Genomic DNA, 21,927 nt, shown 5'->3' on the forward strand with positions numbered 1-21,927 from the left:
GCTTCTCCACATGCTTCACCAATGGGATTTCGTCATGCAGATCGGTCAACGAATCGGGACGCCGCTCACGCCCTCGGCCATACGAGTCATGCTGCTCGGCGCGGGCGAACTGGGCAAGGAAGTCATCATCGCGCTGCAGCGGCTCGGGGTCGAGACGATCGCCGTCGACCGCTATCCGAACGCGCCGGGACACCAGGTCGCGCATCGCGCGCACGTTATCGACATGACCGATCCGGCCGCGCTCACGGCGCTCGTGCGCGAGGAGCGGCCGCATTTGATCGTGCCCGAGATCGAAGCGATCGCCACCGACGCGCTGGCCGAGATCGAGGCGGCGGGGCTCGCCGAGGTCATTCCGACGGCGCGCGCGACGCAGCTCACGATGAACCGCGAGGGCATCCGCCGGCTCGCGGCCGAAACGCTCGGCCTCCCCACGTCCCCCTACGCGTTCGCGGAATCGCTCGAGGCGTTTCGGGCCGCGATCGCGCGCATCGGCTACCCATGCGTGGTGAAGCCGGTGATGTCGTCGTCCGGCAAGGGCCAGTCGGTGCTCAGGAGCGACGCCGACATCGAGCCGGCCTGGCAGTACGCGACGGCCGGCGCGCGCGTGAACGTGGGGCGCGTCATCGTCGAAGGATTCGTTACGTTCGATTATGAGATTACGCTGCTGACCGTGCGCGCCATCGATCCCGCCACGCAGACCGTGCAGACGTCGTTTTGCGAGCCGATCGGCCATCTGCAGGTGGCGGGCGACTATGTCGAATCGTGGCAGCCGCAGCCGATGTCGGCCGTGGCGCTCGAACGCTCGCGCGACATCGCGCGCAAGGTGACGGGCGCGCTCGGCGGGCGCGGGGTGTTCGGCGTCGAGCTCTTCGTGCGCGGCGACGAGGTCTGGTTCTCGGAGGTGAGCCCTCGCCCGCACGACACGGGGCTCGTCACGCTGCGCTCGCAGCGCCTTTCCGAGTTCGAGCTGCATGCGCGGGCGATTCTCGGCCTGCCGGTCGACACCTCGCAGCTGGCGCCGGGTGCCTCGGCCGTCGTCTATGGCGGGCTCGACGAGGCCGGCATCGCGTTCGAGGGAGTGGCGCAGGCGCTCGCCGTGCCGACGGCGGATGTCCGGCTCTTCGGCAAGCCCGAAAGCTTCAAGAAGCGCCGCATGGGCGTGGCGCTCGCAACGGGCGTCGATATCGACGAAGCGCGCACGCGCGCGAAGACGGTCGCCGCCGCGGTGCGGCCCGTCGCGGCGCGCTGAGCGCGTAGCCGGGCGCGCAGGCGCGCTCGGCGCGTTGTGGTCCGCAAGGTACGCAAACGGCGCATTGCGGCGCGGGCACGGTCGCCGCGGCGATGCGGTGCTACAATACCGGCCTTTCCGGGGCGACATCCGTTGCCGCCGGAGCCGGCCGCGTACTTGCGCGGCAATGCGGGCGGCCTTGGTATCACGGGCCGCCGCTGTTCGCGCCCGATGCCGATGCCGTCGGCCGCCCCCTGTCGTTGGGCCGCTGCCGCGCGCGAACGACGCGACGCCTTGGAGTCCATGAACAGACCCTAGCGCGCACTTTTAGCGAAGCCACCATGTCTGATCCCGCTGCCACGCCTGCCGTCGCAACCTTCGACCGATTCGGCCTTGCCGCCGATATTCTCAAGGCCATTGCCGAGCAGGGCTACACCACGCCAACGCCCATCCAGGCGGAGGCGATTCCGGTCGTGCTGGCCGGCCGAGACGTCATGGGCGCCGCCCAGACCGGCACCGGCAAGACCGCCAGCTTCTCGCTGCCGATCATCCAGCGTTTGCTGCCTCAGGCGAGCACGAGCGCCTCGCCGGCGCGGCACCCCGTGCGCGCGCTGATTCTGACGCCCACGCGCGAGCTGGCCGATCAGGTGGCCGCGAACGTGCACGCCTACGCCAAGCACACGCCGCTTCGAAGCGCGGTGGTTTTCGGCGGCGTGGACATGAACCCGCAATCGGCCGAGCTGAGGCGCGGCGTCGAAATTCTCATCGCAACGCCGGGGCGCCTGCTCGACCACGTTCAGCAAAAGACCGCGAACCTGGGGCAGGTGCAGATGCTCGTGCTCGACGAGGCGGACCGCATGCTCGACATGGGCTTTCTGCCCGACTTGCAACGGATTCTGAATCTGTTGCCGAAGGAGCGGCAGACGCTTTTGTTCTCGGCCACGTTCTCGCCCGAAATCAAGAAGCTCGCCTCCACCTATTTGCGCAACCCGCAGACGATCGAGGTCGCGCGCAGCAACTCCACCGCGACGAACGTCACGCAGATCGTCTACGAGGTGGCCGAGGGCGACAAGCAAGGCGCCGTCGTGCAGCTCATCCGCGAGCGCCAGCTCAAGCAGGTTATCGTGTTCTGCAACAGCAAGATCGGTGCGGGGCGCCTCGCGCGCCAGCTCGAGCGCGACGGCGTCGTGGCCACCGCGATCCACGGCGACAAATCCCAGGCAGAACGGATGCAGGCGCTCGACGCGTTCAAGCGCGGTGAAGTGGAGGCGCTCGTGGCCACCGACGTGGCGGCGCGCGGGCTCGATATTGTGGAGCTGCCGGCCGTCATCAACTTCGATCTGCCGTTCAACGCCGAAGACTACGTGCACCGTATCGGGCGCACCGGGCGTGCCGGCGCGTCGGGCGATGCGCTTTCGCTTTGCAGCCCGAACGAGCGCAAGCAGCTCGCCGACATCGAAAAGCTGATCAAGCGCCCGCTCGAGGTGCGAACGCTGACGCTCGAAGCACCGCTTCGTCCGCATCGCGAGGAGCGCGGCCGCCGCGAACGCGACGAGCGTCCGGGCCGCCGCCGCACGGCCGCACCCTACGATCGCGTCGAGCACCGTCACGCACACGCGCCTGTCGACGATTTCTTTTTCAAACCGTACGAGCCGTCGCCGTCGGCGCGCAAGGACGACGAAGCGAAGAGGTCCGAGGGCGCGCCCGCCAAGGCCACGCCGAAGCAGCCGCTGGCCGCGCTGCTGGGCGGCTTCGGCATGGCGCGGCGCAATTCTTCCTCTTCCTGAGGCGGACGGCGGGCCGCGTCATCCCGTGGCTCGGCCCGCTCCGCTGCCGGCACCCGGCTCAGGCGAAGCGCCGGGCCCAGGCTGCCGTCGCTTCGGCGTAGAACCTCTCCAGCGTCGCGCCCGTCCACACGCCGCTCGCCGGCGCGAGACCCAGGTGCCGCGCGGCTGCATGCAGCGCGGGTAGCGGCCGGCTTGCGTCCAGCGCCGGCGCACCCGTCTGCTTGCTGAGCTTCTCCCCGTGGGCGTCGACGACGACGGGCACGTGCAGATACGACGGTGTCGGCAGCCCGAGACAGCGCTGAAGGTAGATCTGCCGCGCCGTGGAGTCGAGCAAATCCGCACCGCGCACGATGTGCGTGATGTCCTGATCGGCATCGTCTGCCACGACAGCCAACTGGTAGGCCCACTGGCCATCGGCGCGCTTCAGGACGAAGTCGCCCACTTCGGTCGCGAGGTTCTGTTGCTGCGGCCCCTGCCAGCGATCGTCGAACGCAATCGTTGCCGCGTCGCCGTCGGGCACGCGCAGCCGCCACGCGCGCGGCGTCTTGCCGGCGAGCCCGGCGCGGCACGTGCCGGGGTAGGCAAGCGTCGTATTCCGCGCGTGCGCGCTCGCGAGCGAATCCGCGATCTCCTTGCGCGTGCAGCCGCATGGGTAGACGAGTCCCGCCCGTTGCAGCCGCTCGAGCGCTTGCGCGTAAAGCGCCGTGCGCGCGCTTTGCCAGACCGGAGGCTCGTCGGGGCGCATGCCGAAGCGCTCCAGCGTGACGAGAATCTGGCGGTCGGCGCCGGGCATGGTGCGCGGGCCGTCGATGTCTTCGATCCGCACGAGCCACTGGCCTCCATGGGCGCGCGCATCGAGGTAGCTCGCCAGCGCGCCGACGAGCGAGCCGAAATGCAGCGGCCCTGTCGGCGAGGGCGCGAAGCGGCCCCGATAGCGCCGCGGCGCATGAGCGCCTCCGGGCGCCGCGCCGGATCCGGCGAGTGCGCGCGTGGTGGCGTTCATGGCGCTGCCCGTCAGACAGCCTGCGCTGCTTCGCGTTGCGAGTGGCAGGCCGGGCAGCTTTTGCCGGGCGTATAAAGCGGCGAGCGCTGCGCTTCGGGCGAAACGACGGCGCGGCAGGCGAAGCACTGTACGGTGGCGCTCGGCTCGAGGCGCGGATTGAGCGCCGTGCGGTAATCGAAGACGAAGCACTCGCCGTGATAATGCGCGCCGCCGACTTCCTCGAAGTACTTGAGGATGCCGCCTTCGAGCTGATACACGTGCTCCATGCCGATTTCCTTCATATGGATGGCGGCTTTTTCGCAGCGGATGCCACCCGTGCAGAACGACACGATGGTCTTGCCGGCGAACTCCTCGCGGTGCGCCTCGATCACCTCCGGGAATTCGCTGAACTTGGCGAGCCGGTAATCGACTGCCTGGTCGAATGTTCCGACGTCGACCTCGAACGCGTTGCGCGTATCGAGCATGACGACTGGACGGCCCGCATCGTCGCGGCCCCGGTCGAGCCAGCCCTTGAGCGTTGCGGCATCGACCGACGGGGCGCGGCCCAACTCGGGCTTGATGGCGGGCTTTTTCATCGTGATGATTTCCCGCTTGAGCCGAACGAGCATGCGGCGAAACGGCTGAGCCGGCGACAGGCTTTCCTTGAACCGCAGCGCTGCGAACTTGCCTTCGAAGAGCGGGTCGTGGCGGATGTAGTCGACGAACGCGTCGGTGGCCTCGCGCGGGCCGGCCACGAAGAGATTGATGCCCTCGGGCGCGAGCAGGATCGTGCCGCGCAGGCCCAGCGCCGCACAGTGCTCGGCGACGAGCGGGCGCCAGGCGCTGATCGTGTCGAGAGAGACAAAATGGTAAGCGGCGAGATTGACGATGCTCATGATGACGTTGCGGTAACGCAGATGCGGCGGCGCGCGCTTCGGCTGCGCGACACGGCTCGAAAACAGGGGGAAAGCCGTATTATCTCCCAAATGGCGAAGACCGCCCGATCGAGGGCCCTCGCGCCGGTGCAGCCGACCTCGGGGGCATAGTCGCGGATGTACAATACGGCCCATGCCAGATCCCCGCTTCGTCCATCTCCGCCTCCACTCTGAATTCTCGATTGCCGACGGCATCGTGCGCCTCGACGACGCCGTCAAGGCAGCCGCTGACGACGGTCAGGGCGCGCTTGCGCTGACCGACCTCGCGAACGCATTCGGACTCGTTCGCTTTTACAAGGAAGCCCGCGGCAAGGGCGTCAAGCCGATCGCCGGCTGCGATGTCTGGATCACGAATCCGGATGACCGCGACAAGCCTTCGCGGCTGCTGTTGCTCGTGAAGGACCGGCGCGGCTACCTCAATCTGTGCGAGCTTTTGACGAAGTCCTGGCTAACGAACCAGTACCGCGGTCGCGCCGAAGTGGAGGTCGAATGGCTCGCCGGGCCGCTGCGCGAGGGGCTTATCGCGCTGTCTGGCGCACAGCAGGGCGATGTCGGGCTGGCGCTGGCCGCCGGCAACAAGGAAGCTGCGCGCCGCCATGCGACGCGCTGGTCCGAGCTGTTCCCGAACGCGTTTTACATCGAGCTGCAACGTTGCGGCCAGCCAGGGACCGAACTCTACGTGCAGGAAGCCGTGGAGCTCGCCGCCGCGCTGAAGCTGCCCGTCGTCGCCACGCATCCGGTGCAGTTCATGACGAGCGACGAGTACACGGCCCACGAGGCGCGCGTGTGCATTTCCGAGGGCGACATTCTCGCGAATCCGCGTCGGCAAAAGCGCTTCACCACCGAGCAGCATTTCCGCACGCAAGAGGAGATGGCGGCGCTCTTTGCCGACATTCCGTCCGCACTCGCGAACACGGTCGAAATCGCGAAGCGCTGCAATCTGACGCTCGAGCTCGGCAAACCGAAGCTGCCGCTCTTTCCGACGCCTGACGGCATGTCGCTCGACGATTACCTCGTGCAGTTGTCGAAGGAAGGCCTCGAGCGCCGGCTCGCGGAACTCTATCCCGACCAGGCGAAGCGCGAGGCCGAGCGCGAGAGCTACTACAAGCGGCTCGAGTTCGAGTGCGGCACGATCATCAAGATGGGCTTTCCCGGCTACTTCCTGATCGTGGCGGACTTCATCAACTGGGCGAAGAACAACGGTGTGCCGGTGGGGCCCGGGCGGGGCTCGGGCGCTGGCTCGCTCGTCGCCTACGCGCTCGGCATCACGGACCTCGATCCGTTGCGCTACAACCTCCTGTTCGAGCGTTTTCTGAATCCCGAGCGCGTGTCGATGCCCGACTTCGACATCGATTTCTGCCAGCATGGCCGCGATCGCGTGATCCAGTATGTGAAGGAAAAGTACGGCGCGGATGCCGTCTCTCAGATCGCGACGTTCGGCACGATGGCGGCCAAGGCCGCGGTGCGCGACATCGGGCGCGTGCTCGATCTGGGCTATACGTTCACCGACGGCGTGGCGAAGCTGATTCCGTTCAAGCCCGGCAAGCACGTGACGATTGCCGACGCGATGAAGGAGGAGCCGCTCCTGCAGGAGCGGTATGACAAGGAGGACGAGGTCAACCAACTGCTCGATCTCGCCCAGCGGGTCGAGGGCCTCACGCGCAACGTCGGGATGCACGCGGGCGGCGTGCTGATCGCCCCCGGCAAGCTCACCGATTTCTGCCCGCTTTACACGCAGGGTGACGACGGCGGGGTCGTGAGCCAGTACGACAAGGATGACGTCGAAGCGGTCGGCCTCGTGAAGTTCGACTTTCTGGGTCTGACGACGCTCACGATTCTCGACTGGGCCGAGCGTTACATTCGCCGGCTCGATCCGTCGAAGGCCGACTGGTCGCTCGCGCAGGTGCCGCTCGACGATCCCGCCTCGTTCTCGATCCTGAAGAAGGCCAATACGGTTGCCGTGTTCCAGCTGGAAAGCCGCGGCATGCAGGGCATGCTCAAGGACGCGCAGCCCGACCGCTTCGAGGACATCATCGCGCTCGTCGCGCTCTATCGCCCGGGCCCGATGGATCTGATCCCGAGCTTTTGCGCGCGCAAGCACGGGCGCGAGACGGTGGAGTATCCCGATCCGCGCGTGGAGCCTGTTCTGAAAGAGACCTACGGCATCATGGTCTATCAGGAGCAGGTGATGCAGATGGCGCAGATCATCGGCGGCTACTCGCTCGGCGGCGCCGACCTCTTGCGCCGCGCGATGGGCAAGAAAAAGGCCGAGGAGATGGCCCAGCACCGCGAGATCTTTGCCGAAGGCGCGGCGAAGAACGGTCTTACGCGGGAGAAGTCCGACGAGATCTTCGACTTGATGGAGAAGTTCGCGGGCTACGGCTTCAACAAGTCGCACGCGGCGGCATATGCGCTGCTCGCCTACTACACGGCGTGGCTTAAGGTTCACCACCCGGCCGAATTCATGGCGGCCAACCTGACGCTCGCAATGGACGACACCGACAAGGTGAAGATCCTTTTCGACGATTGCGTCAGCCCGATCAACAAACTTGCGGTCCTGCCGCCCGACATCAACCTCTCCCACTATCGCTTCGAGCCCGTCGCCGAGCCGGACGGCACACGCTCGCGCACGATCCGCTACGGTCTGGGCGCGGTGAAGGGCAGCGGCCAGAGCGCGATCGAGGAGATCCTGCGCGCGCGCGAGGAAAAGCCGTTTTCCGATCTTTTCGACTTCTGTCAGCGAATCGACCGGCGCGTCGTCAATCGCCGCACGATCGAAGCGCTCATTCGCGCGGGTGCGTTCGACGCGCTGCACGCGAACCGGGCGCAGCTCATCGCGTCGGTGCCGCTCGCGATGGAGGCTGCAGAGCAGGCGGCCGCGAATGCGCTCCAGGCGGGGCTCTTCGATATGGGCGACGATTCGTCGTCGCAGGGCCATGAACTTGTCGACGAGCCCGCGTGGCCCGAAAAGCGCAAGCTGCAGGAAGAAAAAACGGCGCTCGGCTTTTACCTCTCGGGCCATCTGTTCGATGCGTACAAGGACGAGGTGCGCAGGTTCGTGCGCCAGAAGATCGCCGATCTGAAAGAAGGTCGCGACAAACTCGTGGCCGGGATCATTGTGTCGCTGCGCACCCAGATGACTCAGCGCGGCAAAATGCTGATTGCGGCCATCGACGACGGCACCGGCCAGTGCGAACTCACCGTGTTCAACGAGCAATACGAGGCGAACCGGGCGCTCTTCAAGGAAGACGAGTTGCTCGTCGTGCAAGGGCAGGCGCGCAACGATGCATTCACGGGCGGCATTCGCTTCACTGTCGAATCGGTGATGGATCTCGAGCGCGCGCGCAGCCGCTATGCGCAGGCCGTCAAGGTGAGCATGAATGGCAATGCCGATGCGACGGCGTTGCGCCGCGTGCTCGAAGCGTACTGTGCGCCGCCCGCCGCCGCGCAGGAAGCGCAGGCCGCGGCGCCGGCTGGCGGCCGCAACGGCAACGCGCGTGCAGGCTTCGGCGGGGAGGGCGGCAGGCCGCGCGCCGCTTCTCAGGCATTTTCTCAGGCATTTTCGCAAGCACCCAACGGGCTGGCGGTCCAGATCGCTTACTGCAACGATCGCGCGCGGGGCGAAGTGCGCCTCGGCGACGCCTGGCGCGTGCGCCCGAGCGACGATTTGCTCACCGCGCTGCGCAGCGAGTTCGCCGCAAGCATGGTGGAGATCGTCTACTGACCATGCGCATGTATTCGTTCCGATATAGCCGCGGGTGCTCATGAAGATCGCCATTTCGGCTAACGCTCTCAAGCACGGCGGCGGCTTCGAGCGCTACGCGATGGACCTCGCGCGCGAGCTGGCCGCCCGTGGCATCAAACCGGCTTTTTTCGCGCGCCGCTTCGATCCGGCCTTGCCCGAGACAGCGCTCGTCGAGGCGCACCGTATCAACGTCGCGTTCCTGCCCGGCAAATTGCGCGATCACTGGTTCTCCTGGCGGCTGAGGCGCCTGCGGCGGGCCGCGGGCGTGGACGTGCTGATCGGCTGCAATCGTGTCGATTCGTCCGAGATCGCGATTTGCGGGGGCACGCATCGCGGGTTTGTGCAGGCGATGGGGCGGGAGCCGACCCGTGCGGACCGCTGGCAGATCGCGCTGGAGGCGCGCCAATACGAGCACGCCCAGATTGTCATTGCGCATTCGCCCTCTATGCGCGACGAGTTGCGCACGCTATACGGCGTGCCCGAGGCGAAGATACGGATGCTCTATCCGCCCGTCGATGCGGCCCGGTTTGCGCCCGTCGGCTCCGAGGCGCGCATGGCGTTGCGACGACAGTTCGGTTTTGCGGACGACGAAGTGATCTTGCTGTTTCCTTCCACGAGTCACGAGCGAAAGGGCCTGCCGCTCATAGAAGCCGCCGTGCGCGAGATGGCATTGCCGGTTGTCGTGGCAGTGGCGGGCCGGCCTCCGGAGCGCACGAGCGAACGCATTCGTTACATCGGCTATGTCAAGAACATCGAGGACGGCTATCGCGCCGCGGACTTCACGATTCTCGCGTCGCGGTACGAACCGTTCGGTCTCGTCGGTATCGAGTCCGTCATGTGTGGAACACCCGCGATCCTCGCGCGCAACATCGGCTGTTGTGACGCGATTTCACCGGCAGCGAAGCACCTCTTCGCGCCGGGCGATGCCGCCGCGTTGCGCGCCGTGCTGCAAGCCTGCGTGGCCGGGGTCCGCGCGGGCGAGCGGCTGGCAGGCGGGCATACGGCCGTGCGCGCGGCGCTCACCTACGATCCTCGGGTCGACGCACATGTAAATGTTCTGCTCGAGCTGGCCGAGCAGGTAGCGGCCCGGCAGCGCCACGCCATATCGTCCAGAGCCGTCGTCGACGGTCAGCGGGCGTGACGCCCCGCGAGTATGCGGCAGGTGCTCCGGTATACTGCGCCGCAACGTGCGACGAGGCGGTGCCCGGGGGAGCGGAGCGCCGCGTGACACGGACTGGCTCGTTCAACGACCTACACGACCTACACGACCTAATGCCATGAATCGCTTATTGATCATCAAGGTCACGTCATTGGGCGACATCGTCCAGGCTCAGCCGCTCGTTGCCGATCTGCAGCGCGCCTTTCCCGGCGTGAAGATCGATTGGGCCGCGGACGCCGCATTCACCGAGGTGCTGCGTTGGAATACGGGCATCGATCGCGTGCTCGGCGCACCGCTGCGTCAATTCAAGAAGCGGCCCAGGCTCGCGGACTTGCAATCCATCGCCGCATCGATTGCCGAGTTGCGCCGGGTCAAGTACGACGCGATCATCGATGTGCACGGTGTCTATAAGAGCGCGATCATCGCGTTCCTCGCCCGTGGCAGGGTCTGCTATGGCTACCGCTCGGTGGATTTGGGCGAGAAGGGCGCGGCGTTCGCCTACACGCGACGCATGGCGCGGCCGGCCGAGTTGAATGCGTGGGAAGGCCTGCGCCTCACGGTCAGCGAGGCATTCGGCTATCCGATCGAGGCGGAAGCCGAATTCGGTTTGCGCATTCCCGCGCCGCCGTCCATTCCTCCTGCGGCGCAGCAGGGTCCGTTCGCCATCCTGCTGCACGCCACTTCGGCCGACAACAAGAAATGGCCGATTTCGCACTGGCAACAAGTGGGCGGCCATATAGCCGAACAAGGCATCCGTACGCTTTTACCTTGGGGCTCTGAGCAAGAGCGGGCAGAAGCGCAAGCGATTGCAGAAGCGATACCGGGCGCGACGGTGCTGCCCTCCCTCACGGTGCGCGAAGTGGCGCAGCATATCGATCTCGCGACGCTCGTCATCGGCACGGACACGGGCTTCGCGCACCTCGCCAGTGCCATCGGCAAACCGACGGTCATGATCTTCACGGCGACATCGCGCCATCACTTCGGCGTGAACATCCCAGGGCGCGCGGTTTCGGTAGGGGGCGAGGGCTGTACCCCGTCCGTCAGCGAGGTGCTGGCTGCGCTGCGTTCGGTCTGGCAACCGGCACCGAGCCGGGCCGCCGTCTCCTTGCGCAGTATCTGAGCGCAGAGCCGGCGCTGGTATACTTCTTCGCTTTCAACCGTGCGGCCGACCTTTCGGAGTCGCCGTCTTCGACAACATTGCGCTGATGAAACGTCCGCCGGGGCCGATGGCGGCGCTGTCGGGCGCGCGTTTCGGACGGCATGCGCGTTTTTTTTCTCCGTCAGCGGCGTTGCCGTACCTGCGGTCGCCGTACCGATGCCCCGTGCCGATTACACAACAAAGGGTGCGGTAGAACCTGTCAGCCCATGAGTCGATTGTTCGGACGTATTCAGATTTTCGCGCGCGCGCTGCCGCGGCTCGCGCTCAAGCCCTGGCACCGCAAACCTCAGCGGCCAAAGCGCATATTGATCGCGCACCACTTGCTGCTGGGCGACACGCTATTGCTGACGCCGCTGCTCGCCAAGCTCCGGCAGCAGTATCCGGATGCCCAGGTCGTGCTTGCGTGCCCGCGAGCGATCGTACCGCTCTATGCGGGACGCCCCTTCGGCGTCGACGTGCAGCCGTTCGATCCGCGCAGCCCGCAACTGGTCCGGGGCGTTTTGCGCTCGGGGCCATACGACCTCGGCATCGTGACTGGCGACAATCGCCACGCATGGCTCGCGCTCGGCGCTCGCTGCAAGTGGATCGTCGCCCATGCGGGCGACGTACCGGCCTGGAAGAACTGGCCCGTTGACGAGCTGGTGCCTTATCCGCAGACGCCCGCCGCGTGGGCGGATCTGGCTGCGGACCTCGTGCCGGGCGATCCGCCGGCGCCCTACCGCCCCGAAGCGTGGCCCGCACCGCCCGCCGTCGAGTTCGATGCGTCGCTGCTGCCGGCGCGGCCCTATGTCGTGCTGCATCCGGGCGCCAGCACGGCGGTGAAGCGCTGGCCCGTCGAGCGCTGGCGCGCGCTCGCAAGCGCAATCGAGCAGCATGGCTACGATGTGGTCTGGAGCGGCGGGCCGGGCGAAACGGCGCTCGTCAGCGAAATCGATGCCGGCTCGCATCGGCCGAATTTCGCGGGCAAGCTCGGGCTTGCGGATCTTTGGCATCTCCTCGCACGCGCGAGGGCGCTGGTCTGTCCCGATACAGGGCCGGCGCATCTGGCACGCTTGATCGGTGTGCCGGCCGTCACGTTGTTCGGCCCCGGCAACGCCGATATTCACGGAGCGGGGCGTTATTGGAGCGGTGTACCCTTCGTGCCGGTCACGATCGCCGATCTGCCCTGCCGCAATCAGCCCGGCATCTTTCGCCGCGAAGTGGCCTGGGTGAAACGCTGCGATCGTAACGTCGGCACCTGCCTCGATTGGCGGGGCGATCACGCCGGATGCATGGGCCGCCTCAGCGTCGAAGCCGTTACCCAAGCGCTGATCGGCGTGCTGGAGGCCGCATGACGTCCGGTGCATGGTCGCCCGTTCGGCTGCTCTGGCTGTCGTGCCCGCTGATCGCGTTCGCCGCCATGCTCGCTCACATGGCGGCGCCCAACAACATGGGAATCGCGCTGACGTTCGTGGCGGTGTTCTGGTCGGGGTTGTCGCAGCCCCGCGCCGCCGGACGCTGGCCGCTCGTCGTGCCGATCGCGTTATGGGCTGCCTGGAGTCTGGCGGCCGTGGCGTGGTCCGCCTATCCGGCCGTGAGCTTTCATGCCTGGCTGGACGAAGTTCTCTATCCGCTGCTGGTGTTCTGGGGCTTCTGGCTTTTCGCATCGCAGGTGGGCCGGGCTGACTGTCCGGCCTATGCCTGCCTGGCCGCCTGCGTGGCGCTGGCCCTGATCAGCCTCTTTTGCTGGGGCCGGTTGCAGCCGCCGACGCCGGAGACGTTCCCGCTGCATTTTTACCCGCGCGTCGGTCACTCGAGCACGCTCGCGCTTTTCGCGATTCCGGTTTTTACGGGGCTCCTCATGCGGGGGCGCAAGCGGTGGCTCGGCGTCGTCGGTGTTCTGCTGGGCGTTTTCATCGGCTTTGCCTCCCTGAACCGGTTTTTCTGGCCGGCTGTCGCCGTGACGCTTTTCGTTGCGCTGTTCCCACTCTATCGGCGCAATCGCAAACTTGCCGTCGTGATACTCGCGGTGGTTTCGGCAGCAGGGGCCGCTGCCGTCATTTACGGTGCCATGCAGCGCTTCGGCGGGCTGGGTACGGCCCCGGCGGCCGGGCCGCAGATCGAGCATCGCGTGCAGACGCAGCCGCCGATGGCCGCGTTCGACGACGCGCTCGCGGCCGACACGCGTCCGATGCTGTGGGCGTTTTACGCCCGCGAGGCCGTTCGTCATGCGTGGCTCGGCGTCGGCTTCGGCAAGCCGCTGCCGGGCATGGCCCTGCGTCCGGAGATGCCTTCTTCGCTGCTCGCCCACGAGCCGCTCGCCCCCACCCACGCTCACAACCTGCTGCTCAATACGTGGCTGCAGACGGGGCTGCCGGGGCTCTTGCTCCAGGTGCTGCTATTCGCGAGCCTGGCCGCGCGCTTTTGGGCGCTGCGGCGCGTCGACGAATGGGTCGCGGCCGCGGGTATCGCGCTCGTGCTCGGCATGATGGCCAAGAACTTCACCGACGATTTCATGTGGAAAACGACCATGCTTGCATTCTGGGCATTTGCCGGCTTGCTGCTGGGCGCGGGCACGCGTTCGGCACGGCAGGCCGCATTGCGCAGCGCCCCGGCGGGCATGGGGCGGGCCGTATGAATCCCTCGGGGGCTTCCGGAGCCCCCCGCTAATCGCAACAACCACGGTCAACCGAGATGATGTCGTCCCAAGCAGCCGACCACGAGGGCATGCCCAATCGGCCCATCCGCGTCCTGTTCCATATCAACGATTTCGGCCGCGGGGGCACCGAAACCGCGCTCATCGCCTGGCTGAACGCGCTCGACCGGCGCTCGTTCGCGCCGAGCGTCGCCGTGACGTACCCGACCGACGACCTCGACCTGTGGCGAGCGCATGCGTTGCCTGCGGACGTGCCTGTCCACGTGCTTGCATCCGCCACCTGGATGCACAGGCTGCATCAGCGGCAGCGCGGCAAAAAGCTCGGACGGCTGGCCAAGGTCGCGCACAAGATTTCCACGCATGGCGCGATTCGTCCGCTCGCCGCCCGGCGCTTTTTGCGGCTTGCCCGCGAGCACGATCTGGTTTGCGATTTCGACTTGTCCTTGCGGCACATTGCCGGCCGTGCCGGCGTGCCGTGGATTGGCTTCAGTCATTTCAGCCTCGCGGCGCGGCTGGGCAACAAACCGCCGTCATATATCGCGCGGCGCATTCGCCAGTTCACGCGCTATGGGGCCATTGCGGTACTGACCCCGGACATGCTGCGCGAAGCAGGCCAGCTCTTCAAGGATGCGCCGGTGCGCGCGCACGAGTTGCCGAACGTCATCGAAATCGACGCTATCCGCCGACGCGCAGCCGAGAGCACACCGTCTGCCCGCTCGCCGTTCATCGTTTCCGTGGCGCGGCTCGACGAAGGGCAGAAGGACCACCGCACATTGCTGCGTGCCTTTGCGAAGGCGCGCGCGCAACGACCTGGCATCGGCGATCTGTTGCTGATCGGCGACGGGCCGGATCGCGAGCCGCTCGCGCAGCTCGCGCGCGAACTCGGCATCGAGCCGGCCGTTCGCTTCCTGGGCTTTTGCGCCAACCCTTTCCCCTACATGCGCGCGGCCGAGATGCTCGTGCTCAGCAGCCGCTACGAAGGATTCGGCATGGTGCTCGGAGAGGCGATGGCGTTGGGCACGCCCGTCATATCCGCTGATTGCCCGACGGGCCCGCGGGACCTGCTCGACGGCGGGCGGGCAGGGTTGCTCGTCGCGCCCGGCGACGCAGACGCAATGGCCGACGCGATGCTCAGGCTCGCCACGGACGAGGCGTTGCGCGAGAGCCTGCGACGCAATGCCGCCGCCAAAGTGCGAACCTTCTCGCCGGAAAACGCCAATCGGCGAATGCTTGCGCTCTGGCACTTATTTTCCTCAAAACATGAGAAATAGCGCGTAACCGCGTGTAAACTAAGGGTTCGGAAAACGTACCCGTTCCATGATCAAAGAGCGATGCGCGGCCTGGCCGCCCAATACGATCGCCGTCGTGTGCCTGCAGCGCATCGGCGATGTGCTGCTGTCGACGGCGCTCGTCAGGTCGATCAAGCGACAATGGCCTGACGCCCAGGTCGACATGATCGTTTTTCGCGGTACCGAGAGCGCGCTCGAGCACAACCCGGACATTCGCCGCGTCACGGTGGTCGAGCGCCGCGCGTCATGGCGCAGCCGCATCGGCGATGCGGCGCGCATCTGGCGGCGCTACGACCTTGCGTGTGTGCTGCAGGCGTCGACTCGGGGGCGCTTTTATGCGTGGGCCGCCGCGCGCTACCGCATCGGCGTGCTCGACCCCGACTGTCCGCAACGTGCCAGCCGGGTGATGATCGATCGGCTCGTGCCGGATGAACATCGCCGCGTGCACACCCTCACGAGCAACCTCGCGCTGACCCAAGTGATGGGTATCCCGCCGGTGGCCGACGTCGTACCGCCGGGTATCGGCGAGGAGCCGGCGCGACGTGCCGCGTTGGATGCGCGGCTTGCAGCCGCCCAGGCGCCTTTTGCCGTCATTCATCCGTCCCCGATGTTCGCCTACAAGCAGTGGCGCCTCGACGGGTGGGTAGAAACGGTTCGCCGGCTGCGCGACGCCGGCTTCGCGGTGGTGCTGACGGGCGGGCCCGCGCCGGCCGAGGCGGAATACGCTGAACAGGTTGTCGCGCACGCGAGCGCGCCCGTTCTGAACCTCGTCGGTCAATTGAGCCTCGGCGAAACGGCGGAAGTCATCCGGCGTGCGGCGCTTTTCGTCGGGCCCGATACCGGGGTTACCCATATCGCGGCCGCTTGCGGGACGCCCACCGTCGCGATCTTCGGGCCATCCAATCCGATGCGATGGGGGCCCTGGCCGAGCGCGTGGCCGGCCGGCCGCGAGCCCTGGCCGCTGCGCGGATCGGCACGCCGCGGCAACGTCTTCCTGCTGCAGGGCGAGGGAGATTGCGTGCCTTGCAAGGCCGAGGGCTGCGAGCGGCATGTAACGAGTACGAGCCGGTGTCTGACCGAACTCGATGCTCGCCGCGTATTGGCGGCGGTGGCCGACGTGCTCGATCGCCCGGATCTCGTGCCGGCCGGTGTGACGCAGCCGGTGGTCGGCCCCGGCCCCGACATCGTGCGGGGCACGCCTGCGTTCAGTGGCGGTCGCCGCGGCGCGTCGCCCACGCCAGCTTGAGGAAACGGTAGTAGACGGTTTGCGCGTTGAATACCGCGATCATGAAGCCGGTGCGGCCGTCGAGAAAGCCAAGACGCAGCACATACGTGCGCACGAATGCCCACGCTCCGCGCCACAGTGCCTGCGCAAATCCAGCGCTTTTTCCGGCGGCGAGCCGTTGTTGTGCGCCCGCACTCGAGTAGGCGTCGAGCTTGCGCAGCACGGTTTCGAAATCCTCGTACGAGTAATGGAGCAGTTTGCCGGCGAGCCGGGCGGCCGGTCCTTCGAAGACGAGGCGCTCGTGGACGAGATCGTCCGAGAACCGCGCCGCGTCTCGCCTGAAAAGGCGCGGCACCCAGTCGGGGTACCAGCCGCTATGGCGGACCCATGTTCCGCAAAAGCTCGAAAGGCGATCGAGTGCATAGATGTTCGCATGGGCGGAGCCGATTGCCTCGACAATCGCACGCGCGAGCTCGGGCGTGACGACCTCGTCCGTATCGATCGAGAGCACCCAGTCCGTCGACAGCGCCGCCAGGGCCCGGTTTTTTTGCGGCCCGAAGCCGGGCCAGTCGGGCGCTTCGATCACGCGGGCCCCATGGGCGCGCGCGATCGCGACCGTCGCATCGTGGCTGCCGCCGTCGACGAGGACGACCTCGTCGGCGAACGCCACCGCCTCGAGGCATTGCGCGAGCCGCGCCGCGCTATTGAACGCGATGATGGCGACGCCGAGCGTGGGGCGGGTGGGGGAGGCAGGGGGTGGATTCGGCACGGGATGAAGTCGTCGCAAAAAAGTCGCTGAAGTATACCGGGGAGCGATGCGACCCTTCGCGCCCCGCGATCGAATGGCGCCGAGGCAACACGCGCAGTTCGCGCCGGCGGCGATACAGCGGCGTGCGGCCGCACCCGGGACCGCGGCTATAATGCTTCGACTTTCGACGGCCTGCGCCGGCCTTCCGGACAGACACCGCCGAGCAACAGCGACAAGGGAATCAGTTGGAAAAAGGAAACACCGCGAGCGGGACGAAGGGCCCGAAGCAGCGCACCACCCGTTCGGTATTCAAGCGCCTATGGCCTTTCGTCAAACCCAATCTCTGGGTGGTCATTCTGGCCGTGGCGACGATGGGCGTGAGTTCGGCCACCGACGCGGGGATCCCCGCGCTGCTCAAGCCGTTGCTGGACCATGGGTTCGGCGCGAAGGCGAATATCAGCGCGAAATGGCTCGTGCCGCTCGCCGTGATCGGGCTCGCACTCGTGCGCGGGACTGCACAGTATGCGTCGGGCTATCTGCTCTCGTACGTGTCGAACCGCATCCTGCTGCAGTTGCGGCTCACGATGTTCGAACGCATGATCCATACGGGCGCCACCTTCTTTCAGCGCGAGACGGCGAGCACCGTCATCAATGCGATCGTTTTCGAGGTCAATCAGATCCTGGGCGTGCTGACGGGCGTCATGGTCACGCTCGTGCGCGATTCGTTGACCGTCTTTTTCCTGCTCGGCTATCTCTTTTACCTGAACTGGCGCCTGACGCTGATCGTCGCCGTGATCCTGCCCGGAATCGGGTGGATCGTGAGCAAGATCAACCGGCGCCTGCGCCGGCTCGGCCGCGAGCAACAGACGCTCACGAACGAGCTTTCCTATATCGTCGAGGAGACGGTGGGCGGCTATAAGGTCGTGAAGGTCCACAACGGCGAGCAATACGAGATCGACCGTTTCGCGCAGATGAGCAAGCGGTTGAGAGGCTATGCGATGCGCATGGCGGTGTCGGGGGGGCTCGCGCAGCCGCTGACGCAGTTTCTCGCTTCGATCGCGCTCGCGATCGTCATCACGATCGCCGTCGTGCAATCGGCGAACGATCAGACCACCGTGGGTGGATTCGTGGCCTTCGTCACCTCGATGTTGCTGATCATCTCGCCGCTCAAGCACCTGATCGACGTGAATCAGCCGCTGCAGCGCGGCGTCACGGCCGCCGAACTCATTTTCGGCCTCATCGACGAGCCGCCCGAGCCCAAGGGCGGCAGCCGTCCGTTGCCGCGCGCTCGCGGCGAGATCGAGTTCCGCGACGTGTCGTTCACCTATACCACGAGCGAGCGGCGTATTCTCGACGACGTTTCACTGCGAGTAGCCCCCGGGGAGATGGTCGCGCTTGCCGGACCTTCGGGCAGCGGCAAGACCTCGCTCGTGAACCTGCTTCCGCGCTTTTTCGATCCGAGCGGCGGCACGATATTGGTCGACGGCGTGCCCATCGACGAGTACGACGTCCATGCGCTGCGCAGCCAGATTGCGATGGTGAGCCAGGATGTCGTGCTCTTCAACGATACGATGGCGGCGAACGTTGCCTACGGCCAGACGCCCGATCGCGACCGCGTTCAGGCCGCGTTGCGCGCGGCGAATCTGGCCGATGTCGTGGCATCGCTGCCTGACGGCATCGATACGCAAATCGGCGGCAACGGGATGCGCCTGTCCGGCGGACAACGTCAGCGTCTCGCCATTGCACGCGCGATCTACAAGGACGCCCCGATTCTGATTCTGGACGAGGCCACCTCGGCGCTCGACTCGGAATCCGAGCGCCATGTCCAGGCCGCGCTCGAGACGTTGATGGAAGGGCGCACGACGCTCGTCATCGCTCACCGTCTTTCGACGATCGAACGTGCCGACCGCATTCTCGTCATGGAGGCGGGGCATATCGTCGAGCATGGCAGCCACAGCGAATTGCTGCGCCGCGACGGGCTCTACGCCCACCTGCACCGGATCCAATATCAACAGCAGGCCGCCTGAGCGGCCGATCGGGCTGCCGGCCGGCAGCCGCATTTTAGGCCGGTTCGTTCACACGCCGCCCGTGACGAGCGGCAGTACGGTCAGATCCGGATGCGTGCCGTCGACGATCGTACGCCCGACATGCATGCCTTCCTTCCAGGCAGCCGCTTCACTGCCGAAGCTTTCCTCGCCGTCGGCATGAAAGGGCACGGCGTGCCCCGGCAGCTTGGGATCGGCTCCGGGATGGCAGACGTAGCCCGCATAGGTGTACCGGTTGCCGGTGGTGACCGTGCGGGTGGATGGCGCGGGTTTGCCGTGCCCCGGCGGCGGTTCCGGCGTGTGCACGTGCGCCGACACGTGGACTTCGAAACCTTCGTATTCGGCCATCCGCCATTGGCCCGCATCGTCAGACATCGAGCGCCTCCTCATCGGGGGACAAGCGGCCGCTTTGCGACGCGCGGCCCCGGTACGCGACCGCAACTTCCGGGTGCCGTTGCGCCCTTTGCGCGAGGGCTAATGCCGGTGCCGCAACCGGTCCCACAGGCGGTGCCCTTCGAGCCTGCCAAGCCAGCGATCGCGCCGCCGCTCGCGGTGGAAGTGGGAAGCGATAATAATGACGGCGGCAATCAGCACGACAAGCCCCGTCACGACGCCTTCGATCGATTCGGCCATCGCGACCTCCTGACGAATCGCCTACATGAGGAAATTCTAGGCGATTTGCGTTATGCCGCACCGCGCCGCGCGGGTTTGGTCGACTTGCTTACATCTGTAACGCGCGGACACAAATCGTGCCGAACGTGCGCCGTCCGCCACGCATCTAAGCCGCATAGAGGGGAACAATCATGGTCAGATCATTGATCGCCGTCGCCTTGGCCGCGCTCGTATCGGGCTGCGTGATCGATCCGGGAGCGCCGTACTACAGCAGCTATACCTACAGCAGCTACGGTTACGGCTATGCGCCGGGCTACTATGCGCCGAATTATTACGCGCCGGGGTACTACTATGCCCCCGGCTACTACAGTCAGCCCACGATCGGCATCTGGGGAGGCTGGCATAGCGGTGGGCATCACCGCGGCTGGCATGGACGATAGGTTCGCGTCTCGTCAGCTCCGCCGTTCCCGCTTCGATGCGCTACCGTTGTCCGCCGTTCCCGTTCCCGTTCCGTTAAGCGCCCTCGCGGGATTTCGCGTGTCCCGGTAGCGACCGGCGTCCGACTTCAGCCTGAAGCGCGGTCTTTTTTGGGGCAGTACCGCCCGTCGAATGCGGCGCGGCCGCCCCTCTCGCATGGCGAAGTGTTGCCATTTTGCGCTCTCGCCAATCAATTTTGGCTCCCTACATTTGCATCCGTTGTCATTCATCCGTCCGGTTTACGACCGGAGCGGTGAAATCGGCGAGCGGACGTGTTTCCTTGCGACCTCGGCCGTGATGCCATACCAAACCGTGGAGCGCGTTCATGAGTGCAACTATGCCAAACAGCCCGTCTACCGAATTACGCAAGGGGGCGCTGGGTCTTGGTTTCATCGTTTTCTTCGTCATCTCCGCCGCCGGACCCCTGGTGGCCATCGCGGGCGGGCTGCCGATCGGCATCATGCTCGGCAACGGTGCGGGCACGCCCGCATTGCTCGTGGCAACCGTCGCAATCCTGCTCATGTTCGCGGCCGGCTATACGGCCATGGCGCGCTACGTGACGAACGCGGGGGGCTTTTATGCCTTCACGGCCCGAGGGCTGGGCGGCAAGGCTGGCGGGGCGGCAGCCATGCTGGCGTTACTCGGCTACAACGCGATGCAAATCGGCCTGTACGGAATGTTCGGCGCGGTATCGGCCGGCTTTCTGAGCATGCACTTCGGCATGAGCGTGCCGTGGTGGGTCTGCGCGTTCGCCGCGCTGGCAAGCATCGCCGTGCTGGGCTATCGCCAGATCGACCTCTCGGCGAAGCTGCTGTCGTTGCTGGTTCTCGGCGAGTACGTCGTCGTGCTCGTGCTCGACATCGCCATCCTCAGGGCAGGCGGCCAGTCGGGCGTGGACCTCGCGTCGTTTTCACCCCGGGTTTTTCTGAGCGGCACCCCCTCCATCGGTTTTCTCTTCTGTTTCGCGAGCTTCATCGGCTTCGAGGCCACCACGATCTACAGCGAAGAGGCGAAGGATCCGCGTCGCACGGTCCCACTCGCGACCTACATCTCGGTGCTGCTGATCGGCGCGTTCTACGCCTTTTCCGTCTGGTGCATGGTGATTGGGGCAGGCGGTACGCAAATCGTGAAAACGCTGAACGGCCTGGCCGATCCCACGACATTCCTCTATTCGCTTTCGAGCCGTTATGCGAACGCCGCGCTGACCGACGCGATGAGCCTGCTTTTCATCACCAGTGTCTATGCGGGCCTGCTCGCCTTTCACAATTCGGCCGCGCGCTATTTCTACGCGACCGGGCGCGAAGGACTGTTGCCGGCGCGGCTGGGGCGCACGCATCCCGAGCATCGCAGCCCGCACGCCGGCTCGTTGTTGCAGACGTTGTGCGCCGCAGCGGTGGTGACCGCCTTCGTCCTCGCGCGCACGGACCCGGTGCTGACGCTCTTCTCCTGGCTTACAAATCTCGCCACGCTATGCATCATCGCGTTGATGGCGTTGTCGTCGGCTGCCGTATTGGCTTTTTTTGCGCGTCATCGCGCTCTCGAGGAGGGGCCGCTGCGCGTGAAGGTCTTGCCGGTGATCTCCGGCATTGCCCTTGCCGCGTTGCTCGTGCTCGCCGTCGTCAGCTTCCCCGTGCTGACCGGTGCGAGCGCGGGGCTGTCCTACGCCCTCACCGCCACCTTGCCGGTCGCCGTCATCGTCGGCATCGCAGCCGCCTCGCATCTGAAGCAACGCGATCCCGCCGCCTACGGCCGCCTGGGCAATTCGAAGCTGTAACGGCGCCACGGCCAAGCGCGTGAAGCGATGGTTCGCGGCGCGGCTGCCGACCTCCTCGGGCCGCTCGCCGCCGCACCGCGCCCGGCTATCGGCGTTTTCCCTCGGTCGGGTGCGCGCTGCCGATTTG

Annotated in this window: 17 protein-coding genes; 12 read left to right on the plus strand and 5 right to left on the minus strand. The window is 66.3% G+C overall.

Going from position 1 to position 21,927, the window contains the following annotated elements:
- Positions 1-34 precede the first annotated feature (34 nt).
- Both purT and U0034_RS15080 read left to right on the plus strand, forming a co-directional pair.
- Positions 35-1,249: a formate-dependent phosphoribosylglycinamide formyltransferase gene (gene purT, locus U0034_RS15075; RefSeq protein WP_085230162.1), complete on the plus strand. Its 1,215-nt coding sequence runs from the start codon at positions 35-37 to the stop codon at positions 1,247-1,249.
- A gap of 320 nt (positions 1,250-1,569) precedes the next feature.
- On the plus strand, positions 1,570-3,015 hold the full coding sequence (locus U0034_RS15080; RefSeq protein WP_085230066.1) for a DEAD/DEAH box helicase: 1,446 nt from the start codon (positions 1,570-1,572) through the stop codon (positions 3,013-3,015).
- A gap of 58 nt (positions 3,016-3,073) precedes the next feature.
- On the opposite strand, the gene gluQRS is transcribed toward U0034_RS15080, so the two are convergent.
- Both gluQRS and U0034_RS15090 read right to left on the minus strand, forming a co-directional pair.
- Positions 3,074-4,018: a tRNA glutamyl-Q(34) synthetase GluQRS gene (gene gluQRS / locus U0034_RS15085; RefSeq protein ID WP_085230067.1), complete on the minus strand. Its 945-nt coding sequence runs from the start codon at positions 4,016-4,018 to the stop codon at positions 3,074-3,076.
- An 11-nt stretch (positions 4,019-4,029) separates the two neighbouring features.
- Positions 4,030-4,893 (minus strand): sulfurtransferase, encoded by an 864-nt coding sequence (locus U0034_RS15090; RefSeq protein WP_085230163.1) that lies wholly within the window; start codon positions 4,891-4,893, stop codon positions 4,030-4,032.
- 172 nt (positions 4,894-5,065) lie between these two features.
- Here U0034_RS15090 and dnaE point away from each other — a divergent pair, with 172 nt between their 5' ends.
- The 7 genes from dnaE (at position 5,066) to U0034_RS15125 (ending at position 16,165) form a co-directional block, all read left to right on the plus strand.
- Complete coding sequence (gene dnaE, locus U0034_RS15095) at positions 5,066-8,656, plus strand: DNA polymerase III subunit alpha (protein WP_085230068.1); 3,591 nt, start codon at positions 5,066-5,068, stop codon at positions 8,654-8,656.
- A 40-nt stretch (positions 8,657-8,696) separates the two neighbouring features.
- Positions 8,697-9,818 carry a glycosyltransferase family 4 protein gene (locus U0034_RS15100; protein WP_085230069.1) on the plus strand — a complete coding sequence of 374 codons (1,122 nt, stop codon included), beginning with the start codon at positions 8,697-8,699 and terminating at the stop codon, positions 9,816-9,818.
- A gap of 136 nt (positions 9,819-9,954) precedes the next feature.
- Positions 9,955-10,956: a lipopolysaccharide heptosyltransferase I gene (gene waaC / locus U0034_RS15105; RefSeq protein ID WP_085230070.1), complete on the plus strand. Its 1,002-nt coding sequence runs from the start codon at positions 9,955-9,957 to the stop codon at positions 10,954-10,956.
- A 245-nt stretch (positions 10,957-11,201) separates the two neighbouring features.
- Entirely contained in the window at positions 11,202-12,329 is a 1,128-nt protein-coding gene (locus U0034_RS15110) for a glycosyltransferase family 9 protein (RefSeq protein WP_085230071.1), read from the plus strand.
- On the plus strand, positions 12,326-13,612 hold the full coding sequence (locus U0034_RS15115; RefSeq protein ID WP_085230072.1) for an O-antigen ligase family protein: 1,287 nt from the start codon (positions 12,326-12,328) through the stop codon (positions 13,610-13,612). The genes U0034_RS15110 and U0034_RS15115 overlap by 4 nt, the downstream gene beginning before the upstream one ends.
- 59 nt (positions 13,613-13,671) lie before the next feature.
- Positions 13,672-14,901: a glycosyltransferase gene (locus U0034_RS15120; protein ID WP_085230164.1), complete on the plus strand. Its 1,230-nt coding sequence runs from the start codon at positions 13,672-13,674 to the stop codon at positions 14,899-14,901.
- Positions 14,902-14,947: 46 nt separating this feature from the next.
- Positions 14,948-16,165, plus strand: a complete 1,218-nt coding sequence (locus U0034_RS15125) for a glycosyltransferase family 9 protein (RefSeq protein ID WP_085230073.1) — start codon at positions 14,948-14,950, stop codon at positions 16,163-16,165.
- Here U0034_RS15125 and U0034_RS15130 read toward each other — a convergent pair.
- Positions 16,125-16,913, minus strand: coding sequence for a glycosyltransferase family 2 protein (locus U0034_RS15130; RefSeq protein ID WP_085230074.1), 789 nt, complete (start codon positions 16,911-16,913; stop codon positions 16,125-16,127). The genes U0034_RS15125 and U0034_RS15130 overlap by 41 nt on opposite strands.
- A gap of 224 nt (positions 16,914-17,137) precedes the next feature.
- On the opposite strand from U0034_RS15130, the gene msbA reads away from it, so the two are divergent.
- Positions 17,138-18,919 carry a lipid A export permease/ATP-binding protein MsbA gene (gene msbA / locus U0034_RS15135; RefSeq protein ID WP_085230075.1) on the plus strand — a complete coding sequence of 594 codons (1,782 nt, stop codon included), beginning with the start codon at positions 17,138-17,140 and terminating at the stop codon, positions 18,917-18,919.
- Between the two features lie 48 nt (positions 18,920-18,967).
- On the opposite strand, the gene U0034_RS15140 is transcribed toward msbA, so the two are convergent.
- Both U0034_RS15140 and U0034_RS15145 read right to left on the minus strand, forming a co-directional pair.
- Positions 18,968-19,312, minus strand: a complete 345-nt coding sequence (locus U0034_RS15140; RefSeq protein WP_085230076.1) for a hypothetical protein — start codon at positions 19,310-19,312, stop codon at positions 18,968-18,970.
- Positions 19,313-19,411: 99 nt separating this feature from the next.
- Positions 19,412-19,570 carry a hypothetical protein gene (locus U0034_RS15145; protein WP_170151718.1) on the minus strand — a complete coding sequence of 53 codons (159 nt, stop codon included), beginning with the start codon at positions 19,568-19,570 and terminating at the stop codon, positions 19,412-19,414.
- 170 nt (positions 19,571-19,740) lie between these two features.
- Between U0034_RS15145 and U0034_RS15150 the strand changes: the two genes are divergently transcribed.
- Both U0034_RS15150 and U0034_RS15155 read left to right on the plus strand, forming a co-directional pair.
- A complete protein-coding gene (locus U0034_RS15150; RefSeq protein WP_085230077.1) occupies positions 19,741-19,989 on the plus strand; it encodes a hypothetical protein in 249 nt (82 codons plus the stop codon).
- 362 nt (positions 19,990-20,351) lie between these two features.
- A complete protein-coding gene (locus tag U0034_RS15155) occupies positions 20,352-21,800 on the plus strand; it encodes an APC family permease (protein ID WP_085230078.1) in 1,449 nt (482 codons plus the stop codon).
- Positions 21,801-21,927: the final 127 nt, after the last annotated feature.

The sequence above is a fragment of the Trinickia caryophylli genome, from assembly GCF_034424545.1.
Taxonomy (GTDB): domain Bacteria; phylum Pseudomonadota; class Gammaproteobacteria; order Burkholderiales; family Burkholderiaceae; genus Trinickia; species Trinickia caryophylli.